The sequence below is a fragment of the Balneicella halophila genome, assembly GCF_003096835.1.
In the GTDB taxonomy this organism is placed as follows: Bacteria; Bacteroidota; Bacteroidia; order Bacteroidales; family Balneicellaceae; genus Balneicella; species Balneicella halophila.
This window is the reverse complement of sequence record NZ_QENZ01000003.1, coordinates 478,456-496,290: the sequence shown is the minus strand read 5'-3', so window position 1 is coordinate 496,290 and position 17,835 is coordinate 478,456. Positions and strand designations below refer to the sequence as shown.

Annotated in this window: 15 protein-coding genes; 2 read left to right on the top strand and 13 right to left on the bottom strand. The window is 34.5% G+C overall.

All coding sequences use genetic code 11. The features are described from left to right. Window positions 1–63: 63 nt before the first annotated feature. From C7377_RS09765 to C7377_RS02200, 9 genes are all read right to left on the bottom strand, one after another. Window positions 64–1,278, bottom strand: coding sequence for an FAD-binding oxidoreductase (locus C7377_RS09765; protein ID WP_317045653.1), 1,215 nt, complete (start codon window positions 1,276–1,278; stop codon window positions 64–66). A 29-nt stretch (window positions 1,279–1,307) separates the two neighbouring features. Continuing rightward, window positions 1,308–1,520: an FAD-binding protein gene (locus C7377_RS09760; protein ID WP_317045652.1), complete on the bottom strand. Its 213-nt coding sequence runs from the start codon at window positions 1,518–1,520 to the stop codon at window positions 1,308–1,310. 282 nt (window positions 1,521–1,802) lie between these two features. Next, window positions 1,803–2,384 (bottom strand): LutC/YkgG family protein, encoded by a 582-nt coding sequence (locus tag C7377_RS02230; RefSeq protein WP_116495705.1) that lies wholly within the window; start codon window positions 2,382–2,384, stop codon window positions 1,803–1,805. Between the two features lie 5 nt (window positions 2,385–2,389). Then, window positions 2,390–3,781 carry a lactate utilization protein B gene (locus tag C7377_RS02225; RefSeq protein WP_116495704.1) on the bottom strand — a complete coding sequence of 464 codons (1,392 nt, stop codon included), beginning with the start codon at window positions 3,779–3,781 and terminating at the stop codon, window positions 2,390–2,392. Continuing rightward, window positions 3,775–4,512 carry a (Fe-S)-binding protein gene (locus C7377_RS02220; RefSeq protein WP_116496203.1) on the bottom strand — a complete coding sequence of 246 codons (738 nt, stop codon included), beginning with the start codon at window positions 4,510–4,512 and terminating at the stop codon, window positions 3,775–3,777. Before C7377_RS02220 ends, C7377_RS02225 begins: the two co-directional genes overlap by 7 nt. Before the next feature lie 24 nt (window positions 4,513–4,536). Next, entirely contained in the window at window positions 4,537–5,772 is a 1,236-nt protein-coding gene (locus C7377_RS02215; RefSeq protein ID WP_116495703.1) for a hypothetical protein, read from the bottom strand. A 69-nt stretch (window positions 5,773–5,841) separates the two neighbouring features. Further along, window positions 5,842–7,497: an L-lactate permease gene (locus tag C7377_RS02210; RefSeq protein WP_116495702.1), complete on the bottom strand. Its 1,656-nt coding sequence runs from the start codon at window positions 7,495–7,497 to the stop codon at window positions 5,842–5,844. A 235-nt stretch (window positions 7,498–7,732) separates the two neighbouring features. Continuing rightward, entirely contained in the window at window positions 7,733–9,184 is a 1,452-nt protein-coding gene (locus tag C7377_RS02205) for a sigma-54-dependent transcriptional regulator (protein WP_116495701.1), read from the bottom strand. 14 nt (window positions 9,185–9,198) lie between these two features. Beyond that, window positions 9,199–11,643, bottom strand: coding sequence for an ABC transporter substrate binding protein (locus C7377_RS02200; protein WP_165806831.1), 2,445 nt, complete (start codon window positions 11,641–11,643; stop codon window positions 9,199–9,201). Window positions 11,644–11,860: 217 nt separating this feature from the next. Here C7377_RS02200 and C7377_RS02195 point away from each other — a divergent pair, with 217 nt between their 5' ends. Then, the gene (locus C7377_RS02195; protein ID WP_116495699.1) at window positions 11,861–12,700 is read left to right on the top strand and encodes a pirin family protein; all 840 of its coding nucleotides are present in this window, start codon (window positions 11,861–11,863) and stop codon (window positions 12,698–12,700) included. 86 nt (window positions 12,701–12,786) lie between these two features. Here C7377_RS02195 and C7377_RS02190 read toward each other — a convergent pair whose 3' ends face one another. After that, on the bottom strand, window positions 12,787–13,722 hold the full coding sequence (locus C7377_RS02190) for an alpha/beta fold hydrolase (protein ID WP_116495698.1): 936 nt from the start codon (window positions 13,720–13,722) through the stop codon (window positions 12,787–12,789). A gap of 179 nt (window positions 13,723–13,901) precedes the next feature. Here C7377_RS02190 and C7377_RS02185 point away from each other — a divergent pair, with 179 nt between their 5' ends. Further along, window positions 13,902–14,654: a DUF3223 domain-containing protein gene (locus C7377_RS02185; RefSeq protein ID WP_116496202.1), complete on the top strand. Its 753-nt coding sequence runs from the start codon at window positions 13,902–13,904 to the stop codon at window positions 14,652–14,654. Between the two features lie 57 nt (window positions 14,655–14,711). Here the strand turns inward: C7377_RS02185 and C7377_RS02180 are convergent, their stop codons facing one another. The 3 genes from C7377_RS02180 to C7377_RS02170 all read right to left on the bottom strand — a co-directional run bounded on the left by C7377_RS02180 (window position 14,712) and on the right by C7377_RS02170 (window position 17,813). Then, entirely contained in the window at window positions 14,712–16,199 is a 1,488-nt protein-coding gene (locus C7377_RS02180) for an oligosaccharide flippase family protein (protein ID WP_116495697.1), read from the bottom strand. A 3-nt stretch (window positions 16,200–16,202) separates the two neighbouring features. Further along, the gene (locus C7377_RS02175; protein ID WP_116495696.1) at window positions 16,203–17,318 is read right to left on the bottom strand and encodes an LOG family protein; all 1,116 of its coding nucleotides are present in this window, start codon (window positions 17,316–17,318) and stop codon (window positions 16,203–16,205) included. Between the two features lie 108 nt (window positions 17,319–17,426). Continuing rightward, on the bottom strand, window positions 17,427–17,813 hold the full coding sequence (locus tag C7377_RS02170; protein ID WP_116495695.1) for a DUF805 domain-containing protein: 387 nt from the start codon (window positions 17,811–17,813) through the stop codon (window positions 17,427–17,429). Window positions 17,814–17,835 lie beyond the last annotated feature (22 nt).

Genomic DNA, 17,835 nt, shown 5'->3' with positions numbered 1-17,835 from the left:
AATTCGTTGACGAGGTGATAAGGTAAGTCCATGTGAAACGCAATTTGATTCACAAAAACCACACTAAATACATTTATCAATTAATTCATTAGCAACAGGCAGCGGTTTTAAATTTTTAAGATGGGCTTGCTTATCATCATTGATAATCACTCCAGGGTTCAGGAGATTATTCGGATCAAATATTTTTTTAATCTTTTGCATCATTACATATACAGCCTTTCCCCATTCTTTCTGCACAAAAGGAGCCATGTTACGACCTGTTCCATGTTCTGCTTTCAGAGCACCATCATATTTCTCTACTACAAGATTAACAAGATCATTAATAAAACGCTCATATCGATTAACTTGATCCTGTTCGTCAAAATTTTGGGTAAATACGAAATGTAAATTTCCATCAAGGGCATGACCAAAGATCACTGCTTCTGTATAATCATGTTTTTTGAATAGAGCTTGTAAGTCTAACGTAGCTTCAGCCAATCTTGATACAGGAAAAGCTACATCTTCTATAATTACAGTGGTTCCCAACTTTCTTACTGCTCCAACAGATGGATACAGACCTTTTCTTATTTTCCAATAAACTGCATACTCTGAGGGTTTATCCGTAAACTCTATAGGTATCTCTGGAGTAATATCTTTGATTGCTTCTAAAATATGATCGATATTCTTATTCAAAGTTTCTGGATTATCTGCTCGAGTTTCTACAAGAATCGCCGTTGCCGTGTCAGATAAGTCTTTAAGATATAGAGGCATTCCTTTTTCATCTTCTGCTGAACGCAAGCCTGCTCTATCTATCAATTCTACAGCTGAAACATCTTGGTTTTTTAATATGGTTACTGCATTACTAGCATCTTCAATTGTTGGAAATATCATTAATGCACTCGCCTTGTTCGGCAAATCCTCTACCGTTCGGTAAGTTATCTCTGCAATAAAGCCCAAAGTTCCTTCCGAACCAATCATGATGTGATTAATAATATCGAAAGGATCGGAATAATCAACGAAAGCATTAAGACTATAACCGGTAGTATTTTTCATCTTAAACTTGTGGCGGATACGTTCTGCCAACACTTCATTGTTCTTTGTTTCCTTGGCAAGTTTTTCGATTTCATTTAGCAACTCAGAATGAGAATTTCGAAAAGCCCTTTTGCTTTCTTCATCACCGGTATCAAGAAATGCACCATCTGCAAAAACAATCTTCATACTCTCCACCGTTTTATATGAGTTATCACTCACGCCACAGCACATTCCGCTGGCATTATTTGCAGCAATACCTCCAATCATAGCAGAGTTGATAGAGGCAGGATCTGGTCCTATTTTTTATGATACGGAGCTAAATAGATATTGGCTCTACCTCCAATAACTCCAGGTTGTAATCTTATCTTTTTTGCATCATCTAGAATTTCATAAGCTTTCCAATGATCACCAGTAATAACTAATAAAGAATCCGAAACAGCCTGTCCTGCCAGACTAGTTCCAGCTACACGAAAAGTAACAGGTAATTTTTGTTTCTGTGCTTCTTGCATGATAAAAGAAACTTCATTTACATCTTTAGCAAAAATAACAATCTAAGGAATAAGTCTGTAGAAACTAGCATCAGTACCATAAGCTAGCGTATGGAGAGGATCGTGAAAAATCCTATCTTTTGAAATAATTCTACTTAATGTTTCATATAAATTCTGTTAGATAGGTGTAAGCATAGTTGCAAATGTTTGATTCGTTAAAATACAAAAGATTGTGATAAAAATCAATTTTATTTTAGCAATCTTTCTTCACTATTTAGTAAATTTTATTCTTTATTATAATAGTTATGTCAAGACAATAGTCACAGCTTTTGCTCCATGGGCTCCAATAACCAGGGCTTGTTCTATATCAGCTGTTTTAGATGGTCCTGAAATAAAACATCCATATTCATAATCGCCGTAGACTTCTTCTCGTTTGTATGCTTCATGCATGGTTTCCACTAGTTGGTCAGCGTCAAGTATAACAATAAGTGCTTCTGAAATAAAATAGAGTGCTTTATGTTTCATGGCTTGTGTAACCCAAACTGCTCCGTTCTCAACTACTCCAAAGTGTCCCTCTACAATTCCGACATCAACCCCATTAAGCATTGATGCCATACTGAAATTATCAGGATTTTCAGTAGCACAATTTATTCCCTCTAGATTAGTTGCTATTCTTTTAACATCAGGAAATAACACTGTTACTAAATTATCAATTGTTCCGTAATCTTTCAACATTACAGCTTGTCCTCCGACAACTTTAACTGATTGTTTGAAAGCTTCTATTCTATCTTCAGAAGCTATAGCTTTTACATCAAATTTCGGCATCGGTGTCTTCTCTATAGGAAAAGACTTTATTTTCTTCAATATTTTCTCTCTACTATTCATTACTTCTACTTATTTTTTGATGATTCATTTGAACGAACCTCACCTTTCTTCCACATTTCATTAAATGTTTTAAGTGCTATTACTGGCATCTCCCTGCCTTTTCCCCAGTCATTCAAGCCATTGTAAACCATAAAACGTGGCATATGATTGATTAATCTGCCTGACTTTATAGCTGCATAGAATAATCCAGGACTACCCATAACTTTTTTCATACCTTTTACAACCATCTTTTTCATCGGGTCTGCTTCTCCATATTTATCAAGGTCTTGTCTCCATTTATAAATTTGTTCTGCTAAATCAATTTTAGCAGGACAAACATTAGAGCAAGAATAACAAAGAGAACAAGCAGACACATTACCTGAATGTTTTTTAGGTTCCTTCAACATACTTAGGTTAATACCTAATGGTCCTGGGATAAAATATGAATATGAATAACCTCCCGTACGTCTATATACCGGACAGGTATTCATACAAGCACCACAACGTATACATTTTAGCATATTACTATGGTCTTTATCTTTTAAGATTTCAGTACGATTATTATCAACCAGAATAATATGAATCTCTTTCCCTTTTGCCGGTTTTTTGTAATGTGCCGTATAGGTAGTAATAGGCTGTCCCGTAGCTGAACGTGCTAATAAACGAGTAAATATTCCTAAAGATTCATAGTTAGGAACTAGTTTTTCTATTCCCATACTTGCAATATGCACGTTTGCAAATGATGTTCCCATATCTGCATTTCCTTCATTAGTACAAACCACAAATGCACCTTCTTCTGCCACAGCAAAATTAACTCCCGTCATTGAAATATCAGCTTCGATAAACTTTTCGCGTAAATGCATTCGTGCTGCTTGTGTCAAATATGCGGGATCACTATTATTAGCATCTGTATGAATCTCTTTATTAAAGATTTCTGCAACTTCTTGTCTTTTAACATGAATAGCTGGCAATACAATATGACTTGGAGGCAATTTTAAAAACTGCATAATCCTTTCTCCTAAGTCAGTCTCAACTACCTCTGTTCCATTCTCCTCCAAAAAATGATTCAACTCACATTCTTCAGTAAGCATAGACTTACTTTTTACCAATTTTTTAGCTTTATGATTTTCAATAATCTCAGCTACTATTTTATTATGTTCATCGGCATCACTTGCCCAATGAACCTGAATCCCGTTAGCTTTGGCATTCTTTTCAAAAGTCGTCAGATAGTGCTCCAAATTACTAACAGTATGTTCTTTTATTTGACTTGCTTTAGTTCTTAGAACTTCCCACTCATCAATATTTTTTGCTACATTATCTCGCTTTTGACGTACGAAAAATAATGCTTGATCATGCCAAGCTGTACGCTCAGTATTTTTTATAAATTGTGCTGCTGCTTTTGCGTGTGAACTCATAATGATGCACTTAAAATTTCTACAATGTGTTTTGTCTTTATTGGTAATTTTTTTCTCTTAATTACTCCCTCCATATGCATTAAGCAAGAACTATCTGCTCCAGTAATGTATTCTGCAGTTGTTGCCATGTGATCTGAAATTTTATCTTCTCCCATGCAAGTAGATGTTTCAGGCTCTTCTATTGAGAATAAACCTCCAAAACCACAACATTCATCAACTCGTTTAGGTTCATATATTTCTATTCCTTTTACTAGGGATAATAAATTATGCAGTTTAGAATATTTTGGAATATTAAGTTCGCTTGGAGAAGATAATTTCATTAATCGTACTCCATGGCAACTATTATGAATACTTACTTTATGAGGGAAATATGAATCTATATGATTAACCTTAACAATATCATGTAAAAACTCACAGATTTCGTAAATCTTGCTACTTAAGCACTCATGTTCTTCTTTTTCTAATAATCGTGGGTATGTTTCTTTTACGAAACAAACACAACTTGCAGATGGTCCTACCACATAATCATATTTCTCAAATAAATCATCCATCCTATGGGCAAGTTTTGTTGAATCTTTTTCAAATCCTCCATTTGCCATAGGTTGCCCACAACAAGTTTGATCCAAAGGATAATCCACATCCAATCCAACTGAGGTTAGCAACTTATAACTTGCGACACCTACATTTGGATATACTGCATTAATATAACAGGGAATAAATAGCCCTATTTTCATGTTCTTTAAATCTTTCATCATAATCTAAAAAGAATATTTAAAATGTAATTGTAATCTTGTGTTTCCTACTCGTTTTGTATCTTGCACCTCCATTTTGCTATTGGGCGTCCCATAACTGGCAAAGGTTTGGTTTACCTCCGCCATTATCTTAAAGTTATTATATCCCCAAATAATTCTAGGTGCTATCCTTAAAACATTATCAATATTTGCACCTCTTGCATAAATACCTTTATCTGTCAAAATCTCTTTATCAGCTCCCATATTTTTGGCATATCCCGCAAAGAGACCAAAATTAACCGGAGAATCATAATGAGACACAACTTCTCCCCAAATTGTGGATGAAGCTATAGATTCGTATGAATATTCATTGATTTTTGCATCTACATCACTCACACCATAGCCTCCTAAAAGCAACATATTATAACCATCCTCTGCATAAATACCTTGTAGTTTATATTGCATTTTTGAAGTTTTAAGGCTTGCATAAGCTAATGCATGATATGTCCGGATAGATTCCTCAACCTTGTTTCCCTTCTCATTGAGTTCTCTTGGCTTTAGTTCTTTTGAACCAGCAACAACACCGAAAACAAAATCATTGGGATTTCCATACTCTAAGTGTACATCAAATTCTGGAATACTTGTATTTCTGAGATAATCAGAACTAGCACCTTTAGGTCCGTTTGATTTAAAATCTACCTGAGATAGTGCTGTAATACTTCCTCTAAAATATTTAGTAAATTCACGTGTAAAACGAATCTGAGGATTTCTAGAAAGAATGCTTACTGGAACCGCGGCTCCCCATGATGAAATTTCAGGAAAACAACTGGTAACAAACATTGGATGCCAATATTGTCCTGCAATAATGGAATTTTTACCCTTCTTATATTGCATCATAGCATGACGCATTCTAACCATACTTATCTTATCATCAGTTGTCCCTACAAAATCAACCTCAACTAATGCTGTAAGTAACCCTCCCCATAATTTATATGGAGTCGTTCTTGCACGAAGGCGACTATGAATACTGAAAAAGCTGAACCCTCCATCTTCATTTATATCTTTCCCATTGTCATCTAATACTTCAGGAGCAGGATATAATAACACATCTCCATCACGAGCAGCAACTACTTTTCGTGTATCAAACACTGCTTCAGCAGAAACAAATCCACTAATTTTCAGTTTAACTTTTTCTTCTTGTTGAGCAAATAAAATACTTGCACAAAGTATACATACGGATAATATTATTGTTTTTTTTATCATTTTTTTAATTCCTTTTTGGATTTATAATCTGATTTATTCTAATTCTTATCCTTAATATCTTATTTAAGACTAAAGGGGTAAAGGATCATATCCAGATAATAGGATTAACCCAACAATCAATGTCACTGCTATATAATAAATGAAAGCAGGTATAGCATTTCTTCTTATTATAGTCCCTTCTGTTCCAATACAACCAACGGTAGCACAAACAGCCACAACATTATTAACACAAATCATATTTCCAAAAGCGGCTCCTGTAGCTTGAAGTGAAACTATTAATATTTCTGGAAGGTCTAAAATGGTAGCTGTTTCAAACTGCAGAGATGAAAACAATAAATTAGAAACTGTTGCAGATCCACTCATAAAGGATCCGAGAACTCCTATAAGTGGAGAAATAACAGGATAAGAATTACCTGATAAGTCTGCTATTGATGTTGCCATTACAGTTAACATTGAGTCAAAACCAGCTTCATTTATATTTGATTTTAACATCAACTGCACCATTGCCACACCAGCAACTAAAGCAATTGCAGCACCTGTTATCTGTTTAAAAGTCATTTTCCATGTTTTTACAACATCTTTTTTCTTCATTCGATACATGAAATTGGTAATAATCGCAACTAAAATAAATGGGATTGTTCCTGGTAAGTATGCCCATTGTAAAACATATCCCAAACCTTTAATTCCAAAAATATCAGGCAAACTCATTGTTTGTGATGCTAATATTTGTTTTAATCCTAATGAGGGTATACGAGTAACTACCAGAATAATAGCGATAAGAGCGTAAGGAGTCCAAGCCTTTAATAGGCTCATTTTTGCCTCCCCTGTATCCCCAGTATAATCTTTTGATTTCCAACTTGACTCCCAATCTTCTCTTGGAGGGAAAGACCATATTTTTTTAGGAACCAAGAACCCTTTTTTCGCCGCAAACACGACAATGCCTAAGCCAATAAATGCACCTAATAATGATGGAAGCTCTGGCCCCAGTATAGACGCTATTAACACATAAGGTATTGTAAAAGACAAACCAGCAAAGATAGCAAAGGGAGCTACTGCTAATCCTGGTTTTATTGAACGTTCTTTACCAAAAAATTTAGTCATTATACAAATACCTAAAAGAGGCACAAAAATACCAACCAAAGCATTTGGAATTGCAACCCATTCTGTTAAAGACATCATAAATCTCTCGGGAGCTACGACACCGCTTAAATTACCCTCTAACGTCTTCATTGCTCCTCCCAGGATTGGAGTTCCAACAGCTCCATAAGGAACCGGCACAGAGTTAAAAATTAATGCCACCATAGCAGCAGCCAATGGAGGAAAACCTAGACCAACAAGCAATGGACCTGCTAAAGCCGCTGGAGTACCAAAACCTGCAGCTCCTTCAATAAACGCACCAAACATAAAGCCAATAATGATAGCTTGAATTCGTCTATCTTGTGTAATTCCGTTAAATCCATTGTTTATAGTCGCCATAGCTCCTGATATTTTCAATGTGTTTAGAATGAGAATTGCACCAAAGATGATAATAAGTATATCAAAAGCCTTTAATGCTCCAAAAAGAGAATCCCCTATTACATTTAGAAAATCCATCTTCCAATAGAACAAAGCAACAGCTACAGCTAAAATCCATGAAAGAGGTAAGGCCTTTTTAGCAGGCCAATTGAAACCTGCCATTAAAATAATTGTTACGAGAATGGGTAAAAAAGCTAGTAAAGCACTCATAGTTTTATTTTTTAGTTAACGTTACCAGCTCCATATTTATCAATACGAATGCCATAAAACACCAAACAACACTAAAACGATTGCAGTAAAAATAAAGCACTAATTATCAGTGCTTTAAACAACAGCACGCACACTGTTTTTTTTGAATCTAAATACCGGGATAGTGCAATGATGCCCAATAACACAAAACGAAGTGTGCGATTATGAACAACAGTGCGATTATGAACAGCTTAATTCAAGAACCTCTCTCTTTTATTTTTCTAATTCTACTACGAAGAGAAGAACGTGTAAGATTAAGATAGTCTGCAGTTTTACTCTTATTCCCGTCAAAACGCTCTAAAGCTTTCGCAACAATCTCTATCTCCAAATCTTCTATTGAAAATGGAGTATCTGGCAAGAGAAGTTGTCCAGGCACAATTAGACTTCCTAATTTTTTCTTCATTTTTACATTTTCGGTCGTAATGTGACTTAGATGCCAACCTTCAAGAATTTCTTCATCATACAACAACACTATCCTTTCAATTGCATTTTGCAACTCTCTAATATTGCCTTTCCATTCATGATTTTCTATTATATAACGAGCATCTTGACCTATCTGTTTGAAATTCTTATTCCTTTTTCTAGAAAATATTTCTAAGAAATATTGTGTCAAGGGTAGTATTTCCTCCTTCCGTTCTCTCAAAGGCTTTATTTCAATTTTACCTATATCTATTCGATAAAATAAGTCAGCCCGGAATAAATTCTGAGTAACTAAATCTTGTAATCTTTTGTTGGTAGCAAAAATAAAACGCACATTCAATTTGATTAATGACGTACCACCGACACGGAAAAACTCCCTCTGCTGAATTACTCTTAATAACTTTGTCTGCAGATCAAGAGGCAATTCACTTATTTCATCTAAAAAAATAGTTCCTCCTTGAGCTAACTCTAATTTTCCTATATTTCCGGTTTGGTTAGCTCCCGTAAATGCTCCTTTTTCATAACCAAAGAGTTCACTTTCAAATAATTGTGAAGATATTGCAGCGCAATTCACTGCAATAAATGGAGCAGTGACTCCATCCTTTCCTGAATGAACTAAGCGAGCAACCATTTCTTTTCCTGTTCCTGTCTCTCCTTCTATTAAAACAGGAATATCTCTGCTTTTATGAAATTCCAAAGCGAGATTAACAACCTTCTTCATATGAGTGGAAAAAATAGCCATGTTTTCAGAGAACTGAACTTCCTGTATCTTCTGTTGCAATCCCTGTATTCTTTTCTTTGCTTCCGTTACATCATCATTTATAGCTCGTACTGAAGCTCGAAGATTCCGATTCTCAGAACGCAGATTATTGCGTTCCTGAAGGTTCTGAATAATAATACCAAGCTCCTCAATACTGATAGGCTTCATCAAATAATCTAAGGCACCACATCGCAATGCAGTAATAGAATCTTCAATCTCTGCAAAACCTGTTATTAAGATAACTTCTGTTTGTGGGTAGAGCTTTTTTATATTTTTTAGAAGTTCCAAGCCTCCGATTTTAGGCATCCTGATATCTGAAATTACTAAATCGAAAGATTTTTCTGTTAAAATAGCCATTGCTTCATATCCATCCTCTGCCTCAGCAACTTGCACTTCTAATTCTTCTGTTAAGAAACTAATAATGGCTTCTCTGCTCAACTTGTTATCTTCTACAACCAATACTCTCATTTATCTTTATTTTTTTAAAAATTAGGTGTTATGCTCACTTTCTCATCTTCTAGAGCATTAAAATCCACGACAAACCTCACGCCTCCACCATTTATATTCTCATAGCGAATATGTCCTTTCATCCGAACGACAAATGCTTTTACAATAGCAAGCCCCAACCCTGTACCTTCTTCTTTCTCTTTTGTTGTAAAGAATGGATCGAACAGATATTCTCCTATTTCTTTGGGGATTCCAGGACCATTATCTTCAATAATTAATAGAGCTGATTTATACTGTTTAAATGTTTTCACAAGTATTATTTTATCCTTTTTATCTGTTCGTTTCACTGCTTGTATTGCATTCATCAGCAAGTTAATAATGATTTGCTCAACTTGTATCTTATTCCCCTCAATTAATAAATGTGTTCCAGCTAATTGAGTATGTAACCTAACATTTTCCTTTTTTAAATTTCGCTCAACTAGAGAACAACTTCGTTGTAATGCTTTATTCAAATCCACCCATACTTGGTCTTCCTCAACTAATCCGGGTTTTACCCAATAGTCTCTCATCTGAAGGATTATCTGGTCTATTCTATTTATTCCTTTATCAATTGATTTCAACTTTTTGAGTAAGGGATTTTTTTCTCCTTTAAGCTGCCTTAGCAATAAGCTTGTATTTATTTTAATTGCATTGAGGGGCTGATTAATTTCATGAGAAATGCCTCCAGTTATAACCCCAATAGAAGCTAACCGAGAGGTACGTTCCATAAGGCGTAATGCAACTCCATGTTGTTTCTCAATGCTAAGATATTGGTTCATCTGAAAGTTCCGCTCCCAAGCATTTGCCATTACTCTTGTTAGCGTTGAAAAAATACGCATTTCAGCTGGAGTCCAATTGTGTTCCGAAGCAAATGCAAATCCAACAACCCCATTAACTTTGCTTCTTACCTCAATCGGTAATAACATTATAGATTTAATCCCATTAGCCTGAAAAAACTTTTGTTCATTATGTGAGAATTCATGTAAATTACTACTAACAACATTTTTTTTGTTAAAAATCAAACGAAGTTGCCTATGGATATTAAAATTCCAATATTCTTTTTCCTTATCAGTTACAATTTCACCATTTTCAGAGTAGCGTAAACCGATAGCTTTATCAATCTTATTTTCTTCTCGAAGCGAGAACACAAAAGCTTTGTCTGCATGTCCACTCCCCGTTATTGTGTTTAGTACATCATTGACGACTTCCGATAAATCATTAGTAGAATTTAGAAATGTTACGATTTTTGAAATTAAAATATTTTGTCCTAATGTAATCTCTAAATAATCTTGTTTAATAAGTAAAGCCTCCCTGGCCTCTTTGTTCTTATTAACTAATTGAATTAAGATTATAACCAAGGTTAATAGCAATGCAAAAATAAAAATCACCCAAAACAATTCTCTTTCATTAAATTCATATCCTGAATTAGGTTTTTCAAGAACAATTGATCCTGTCGGCAATGCAGTATTAGCAATTCCAAACTTTTTTAGCTGCCTATAATCAAATATAAATGAAGACTGAGAATGTGAGACAATTGGTATTTTACTTGGCTGTATGCCTTCTAAGACACGCAAACTCATCTTTGCAGCTAAAATCCCTTGTTCTTTCCCTTTAATAATTTTACCTCCGACAACTCCCTTACCTAAAAAAAAATCCCAAACGGCATATACTGGGGCACTTGCATTACTCAACACGATACGACGCTCGTCTTTGTACGAGATGAAGTTCTTATTCCTATCTTGATTAAAGGTTAATAGAAGAATGACGTCATCTTCAGGAATCATTGACACTTTTTCTTTCAATTCTTCTGAAGACAAAGTATCAAGATATGCAATTTCCTTTGGATATTGATTTTTCAAACTATCAGTGACTTTTCTATTGGTTTTTGCTGTTTCCGAGTAAATATCGTTAACAATATGAATCTTATTGGCGTTTGGATGTAATTTTCTTATCAGACTGAATGTTTCTTTGATATCAGGAATCTCTTGAACTCCTGTAATCAGAGTATCTCTGAGAACCTTCTCAATAAGAGGCTGATTAACACCGCAAAACACAATCGGTGTATTAGCAAAAAGCGAATTCCTATTTTGAGCTAAAAAATTTAAAGCATCGTCGTCAACACTTATAATTACGTCAAATGGATTCCGATCTTTATACTTTTGATTAAAAATCTGTCCTTGTCCTGCATGGTTTACATCTAAATAGCGTTTACTATCTAGATATTCAAAAAAAACATCAATTTCTTCAGGCTGCGATTTTATCACCTGCTGTATACCCTTAGTAATACTATCAGTCCATTGCATCCCCTGATGATAAGAATGGAGAACTAATATACTTTTCACGTTCTTTTTTAAGGAGAAATCCTCTCCATACAATAACACCCAATTCAAAAGGAATAGGGGAAAAGTGAGTATCACATATTTAGCAAGTTTTCTTTTCATAAAATTTATTAACGAGAAATAAATCTTTTTTTTACGAAAATACACATTTGAGAGAGAAATATGAATAAACCAGATTAAACAGTTGCAATAACAGCTTGCCAATTTATAATAAAATACATTTATAAGACATTTTGACATAAAATTTCTATCATAAAAGTCTAGCATACTTTTTGTCATATTATATTTAATCTAACTTATTAGAAGGAGTTAATTTATTATGAAAAGAAGAATAAAGACAAAGGCTAAAGGTTACAAAACAGTAGACGGTGCAGGAGTAAACTTAATACGGGTCTTAGGTGGCGAAACAACAAAAGAGTTTGATCCTATTTTAATGCTTGACTCTTTTGACAGCCTCAATCCTGAAGATTATACTGCAGGTTTTCCAATGCATCCCCACAGGGGAATTGAGACGATAAGCTACCTCTCTCGAGGAAAGATGGTTCATAGAGACAGCCTTGGAAATGAAGATGGTATTACTGACGGAGAAGTACAGTGGATGAACTCAGGCTCAGGAATTCTGCACGAAGAATTAGTTCCAGCCGCTGATCGATTGCTAGGAGTGCAACTCTGGTTAAATCTTCCTACAAAGGATAAAATGAGTACTCCAACCTATAACAGTATTAAAAAAGAAGATATTAAAGAAGTACCTATCGATGGTGGAAAAATAAGAGTCTTAGCTGGATCTTATAAAGATACTCAAGGCTATAAAGGAGACTTCTTACCACTTGATTATTACGATATACATCTTAAGTCCGGATCTGAAATTACTTTAAATATGGAAGAGGACGATTCGTTAATGCTGTTTACTCTTCTAGGTGATGTTTATGTCGGAGATGAATTGATTGAAGAAAAAACTGCCGTAAAATTGACCAATGGTGACAGCATTTCTATAAAAAACAAGGGTAATAAAGCACAAGTTCTTTACATAAAATCTAGAGCATTAAATGAACCTATCGCGTGGGCAGGACCTATCGTTATGAACACCAGAAAGGAATTACAAGATACTTTTGATGAGCTTGATAACGGAACTTTCATCAAAGAAAGGGTAGATTATTAATAATTGATTTTACAAACACATATTGTAAAACGTCAAACCTCATATTTTAAATGTAATATGGGGTTTTTAATGACCTGTAGCTTTTCTTAGCTATTTTTATTCATCCAAAATAGAATATCATCCATTACTTCATCTCGGTTTACCTCGTTTAATATTTCATGACGAGCTCCTTCATATAGTTTAAAAGTAACATTATTAATTCCAGCGTCTATGTATTTATCATATAGAGCTTTTACTTGTTCTCCATCTTTTCCTCCTAATGGATCTTTCTTACCAGAAGCAATCAATACCGGGAGCTCTTTAGGAATTTTATTAATCGTTTCATCTTTTCGAGTCCTTAAAAGTCCTTTTCCCATTTCATGGGCATATCCGATAGATATTCGTGCTCCTGACAATTCATCATCCATATATTTTTGTACTTCCTTTTTATCTGTAGAGATAAAATCAACGGGGGTTTCCGGATTCTCAACCGACTTGGTCAAATTACCGTAAACTTGGTTATGAATAAATTTACTCTTATACGTAGGTTTATGAAATAACGTCATAAATTTTGTGATCTTCAATAGTAATTTAATAGGTCCAGCTTCACCAATAGTTGTTCCATTCAATATCAAACCATTAAAATCTGCAGAGCGGTTTGCTATATAATCCCTAACTAAAAACGAACCCATGCTGTGACCAAATAGAAACCTTGGTTGCTGAGGATAGTCCTTTTTCAACTGATTATGTACTACAAGAACATCATCTAAAAGTTGTTCCCAGCCCGTTTTGTAGGCGATATGGGCAAACTCAGGACTATTCAAATCGGTTGTTTCCCCATGTCCTCGCATATCAAACGTATAAACACCAATACCGTTTGTAGTTAGAAATTCGCCAAATCGCTCATATCTTTTTGCGTGTTCTACCGAACCGTGTATCAACAATAAAATTCCCTTTAACTCAGCATCATTATCTGGCATCCATTTATAGGCGTATAAGGGTAAGCCATCATTGGCTTTGATTTGCATAGTTTTGCTTTTCATAATATAGAAATTTGGAAAATGTATGGTTTACGATAAACCAAATGTACAAAATAAAAAATTTCTATTTTTATTGTGATGTTATAGATATTCAGAAAGTTCTATTTATGAAGTTTTTGCACTAAATCTGAGTTATGTATATTTGTTCATTATGGAATATCTACACAAAGAATAGCACAATCATGAGAAAGTTAATTAAAATTGGAGATAAAGAATTTAAATTCAAGAAGGATGCTCTTAATTATTATAAAAATATTCTTAACTCTTATGATTTTGGTGAAATCTTATCTGATGAACATTACAATGACATCATTGACTTATTAAATTATGATACTTCATATACGGATAATATCCCTGAACTTCAAGAAAAACAATCTAAAATAGAGAATACAGAAAGTGATAATTATATAATTAAAGATATTAGGATTGGTAAAGTTCAATTCAACACAAAATGTTTTGAATTAATGTATCGAAATGGAGAAACAGACATTATTTCTTATCGGCTTAGAATTACTCAACCAAAAGAAAATGTATTAAACATCTTTAGAAAAACAGCTAGAAACATTGTTTATGAGGATATTTTAAATGTTAAACAAGACTATTTTGATAAATTTTCTAAAAAAGGTTTTGTGCCATGTCAAGAAACAGGAGTCCAATCTAAATGGACAGAATTAGTTGTCGATCATAGACAACCAAATACATTTTCTGTAATTGTAGATAGATTTGTAGAATTATTCAAGATAGACCTAGAATCGGTAGAATATAAAATAGATGAGAATAATCTCTATATATTCAAATATGATGAATTAACAGAGAATTTTAGAAATTATCATAAAGAAAAAGCATTACTTCGAATTGTACGAAAGGAGTGTAATTCTAGCCGTGCACATCAAGGTCGAATAAAAAAACAAAAAAAGGACTTAAAAATTAAATAGACGTTTAAGTTATCTGAACTTATCATTTTTAGATTAAACGTAATAACTTCTCTTACATTACTCCCTTTTCAAAACTTTCCTCAACTGAGGTTCTTGCCACCAAACGACACCCACAAAAATAACTAAGAGCAATGTTCTAAAGCCATAATTTAACCACTCGTTTGGAATCGTAAGCCAAATTGACGTGAAGAATAAAACAATTGCTAAACCGAAATACATGAATATTTTCTTTACATCATACGGAATAGGATAATACTTCTGCCCCCAAAGAAACGAAACCAAAAACATCGCAAATGCAGAGGCTAAAAAAGCATAAGCCGCACCGATATAGCCAACCCTAGGCACGAGAATGATATTTAGCACAATCGTAATGGCTACGCCTCCAAATGCCATATACGCGCCGTAATGTGTCTTGTCCGTCAATTTGTACCAAAGTGATAACGAATAATACATTCCGAGAAATAAGTTCGCCAATAGAATGTATGGAACTACAATAAAAGCATCGTGGTAGCTTTTCCCTATAATTACTCCAATAATATCAATATAAAAAGTTACACCTAAAAAACCAACCAAACCAACAACAGTGAAGAATTTCAAAGCATCAGCATAGATTTCTTTTGCATTCTTTTGTGTTTTATTGGAAAAGAAAAAAGGTTCAAATGCATATCGGTACGCTTGCGTAAATATCGTCATTAGAACTCCCAGTTTAAAAGCGGCACCATACTCTCCCAACTTGCCTAAAGCATCAGGATCTGGAAGTAAACGCTCCATTGCCATCTTATCAAAATTAAGATTGAGCATACTCGCAATTCCCACCAGCATAACAGGCAATGCATACTTTAACATCTTCTTGAATAAAGGCTTTTGAATGGTAAAGCGTACTCCCTTTTGAGTCGGGAACAATAAAATCAAAGTAACAAGGGCGGCAAGAAAGTAGGAAATAAAGACATATCCCACACCAATATCATGATGGTAAATATTTTGCAGCCAAGAATCAGGATATTTACTCAACCAATACGGACAGAACAAATAAAAGAAAAGATTAGAAACTACATTAACACCAATATTTATCAATTTAATGGTTACAAAACGTATTGGTCGATTATCTAATCGCAGTTTTGCAAATGGGATACTGCTGTAGGCATCTATTGCAACAGTAAATGCCAACAGAAGAATGATATAACTCCTTTCTTCAACACTCAAAGTACTTGCTAAATTTGGCAAAAAGACAACCACTAAAGCGACAAAAAACAGTGAAGTAATAGCTAGTGAAGTTTGCGTAGTAGAATAGACCCGATTTTTATCATTCTTTGGGTCAGAAGCAAATCTAAAAAAACTGGTTTCCATTCCATAAGTCAGCAAAACCATCACTACCGCAACATACGCCATGATTTGTGTTTGTATGCCGTATTCTGCTTTGGGATAATTAGGTTCTTGGAAAACCATTGTGTACAACGGCACTAGCATCCAGTTTACAAAACGTCCTAGGATGCTACTGATTCCGTACAATACGGTATCGCCCGCTAATTTTCGAAGTGTTGCCACGTTTTATTTTCCTGTAAAGTTACAGATAGTTTTTACAATCTCAGAAGGTTTATCTGCTATTCCTAGGAGCTCACTATATTTATAGCCGTCAGCCAATTTTTTCACCAAAGGATAAACGGGTTTCTCCTCTTCCCAATACTTTTTATTCAAAAATACCATTGGACTAACGTTGCCAAACGTCTCATAGTGGTTTTGGGCTGCTTCTTGGAATATCTCTTGAACAGTACCTGCACTACCCGGAGCAAATATCACTCCCCCTTTAGCAATGGCTAAAAGACCTTCTTCTCGTACGCTATTGGCAAAATACTTAGCAATATGTGTAGCAAAAGGCGTTGGTGGTTCATGACCGTAAAACCATGTCGGAATACCGACACTTTCTACGATAGTCTGCATTGGATATGCTTGCATCACTTCAAATGCTGCACTTAACCATAATTTATCATTGTACAGAGGTGCTTTTGATAAGATTTCGATAGCTTCATCCACTGCCTTTTCATCTTTATATGCCATCCAAGCACCTAGGTGAGTAGCTTCCATCCCTCCTGGTCCGCCACCGGAAATCATTAAGTGACCTTTTTCTGCCAGTGCTTTAGAAATAAGCACAATTTTACGATAGTCCTCAGCATCACGGGGCAAACTATGCCCCCCCATTATCGCAACAATACGACGGCTATCCCACAACGAAAGATAATCATATAAAGCATCTGTAATCGCATGGTCGTGTAGGCGCTGTGCCAAAGAATCCTGAATATTTTCCGGTTCTCCTTTCCCTTTTGATTCGTAGTACTTATAAATCAAAAAGTCATTGGTACTAGCGTATGACTCTGGTTTAGTAAAAGAAAATCCATTATATAAATCACTATGATTATATAATTTATTGCGATACACTTGAAAAGGTAAATCCATCTTCGGGAAGAACATATTCCCTGATTGTATCAATTTATTTTGTGCTTTCGTTGACAAATCACAGCCAAGGAAGACACAATTTTTAAATTCTTTATTGAATATGATATCTTCATAATCTCTTAAATCTATAGCTTGAAAGGCTAAACCTTTTATAGGATTATGTTCTTTGGCTATCGTAACAAATTGCCCCGCATTTTCAACTTCAATATTCATAACTCTTCAATTTTTGCGATACAAAATAACACAACATTTGCAGATATGCACAAAAAAAGCCACCCAGATATAAATTGAGTAGCTTTTACAAGAAATACTTAAATTAAATTAAGCTTGATTTATCTCGTTATCATTTACAACAACATCGACTGGCGAAGGTCCAAATTTGTTAGCTCCTGCATCTCCATCTTGCACCCAAAATACAATCAATACGATTATTCCAATCAACGGAATTAATCCTATTAAAATCCAATACCAATCCCGTCCAGTATCTTGTAACCTTCTTACTTGAATTCCTAAAGTAGGAAGTAATAATGCCAATCCAAACAGACCTTGAAAACCATAACCTAATCCCAAGATTCTATCAATAATTCCAAGTACAATAGCTATAACAATGTAATATAACATATACATCCAAAAGCTTTTTTTGCTTGTTCGTCCTGAAAAATCAATGTAATGATTTTTAATAACAGGTAAAAACCAATCTAAATTCATAATATTTTTATTTTTTTTAAAA

What these genes read in the sequence shown, in the direction of transcription:
- C7377_RS09765 (WP_317045653.1), bottom strand. Translation starts at nt 1,278, where the DNA reads ATGATTGGAGGTATTGCTGCAAATAATGCCAGCGGAATGTGCTGTGGC.
- C7377_RS09760 (WP_317045652.1), bottom strand. Translation starts at nt 1,520, where the DNA reads ATGCAAGAAGCACAGAAACAAAAATTACCTGTTACTTTTCGTGTAGCT.
- C7377_RS02230 (WP_116495705.1), bottom strand. Translation starts at nt 2,384, where the DNA reads ATGAATAGTAGAGAGAAAATATTGAAGAAAATAAAGTCTTTTCCTATA.
- C7377_RS02220 (WP_116496203.1), bottom strand. Translation starts at nt 4,512, where the DNA reads ATGAAAATAGGGCTATTTATTCCCTGTTATATTAATGCAGTATATCCA.
- C7377_RS02215 (WP_116495703.1), bottom strand. Translation starts at nt 5,772, where the DNA reads ATGATAAAAAAAACAATAATATTATCCGTATGTATACTTTGTGCAAGT.
- C7377_RS02210 (WP_116495702.1), bottom strand. Translation starts at nt 7,497, where the DNA reads ATGAGTGCTTTACTAGCTTTTTTACCCATTCTCGTAACAATTATTTTA.
- C7377_RS02205 (WP_116495701.1), bottom strand. Translation starts at nt 9,184, where the DNA reads ATGAGAGTATTGGTTGTAGAAGATAACAAGTTGAGCAGAGAAGCCATT.
- C7377_RS02200 (WP_165806831.1), bottom strand. Translation starts at nt 11,643, where the DNA reads ATGAAAAGAAAACTTGCTAAATATGTGATACTCACTTTTCCCCTATTC.
- C7377_RS02195 (WP_116495699.1), top strand. Translation starts at nt 11,861, where the DNA reads ATGAAAAGAAGAATAAAGACAAAGGCTAAAGGTTACAAAACAGTAGAC.
- C7377_RS02190 (WP_116495698.1), bottom strand. Translation starts at nt 13,722, where the DNA reads ATGAAAAGCAAAACTATGCAAATCAAAGCCAATGATGGCTTACCCTTA.
- C7377_RS02185 (WP_116496202.1), top strand. Translation starts at nt 13,902, where the DNA reads ATGAGAAAGTTAATTAAAATTGGAGATAAAGAATTTAAATTCAAGAAG.
- C7377_RS02175 (WP_116495696.1), bottom strand. Translation starts at nt 17,318, where the DNA reads ATGAATATTGAAGTTGAAAATGCGGGGCAATTTGTTACGATAGCCAAA.
- C7377_RS02170 (WP_116495695.1), bottom strand. Translation starts at nt 17,813, where the DNA reads ATGAATTTAGATTGGTTTTTACCTGTTATTAAAAATCATTACATTGAT.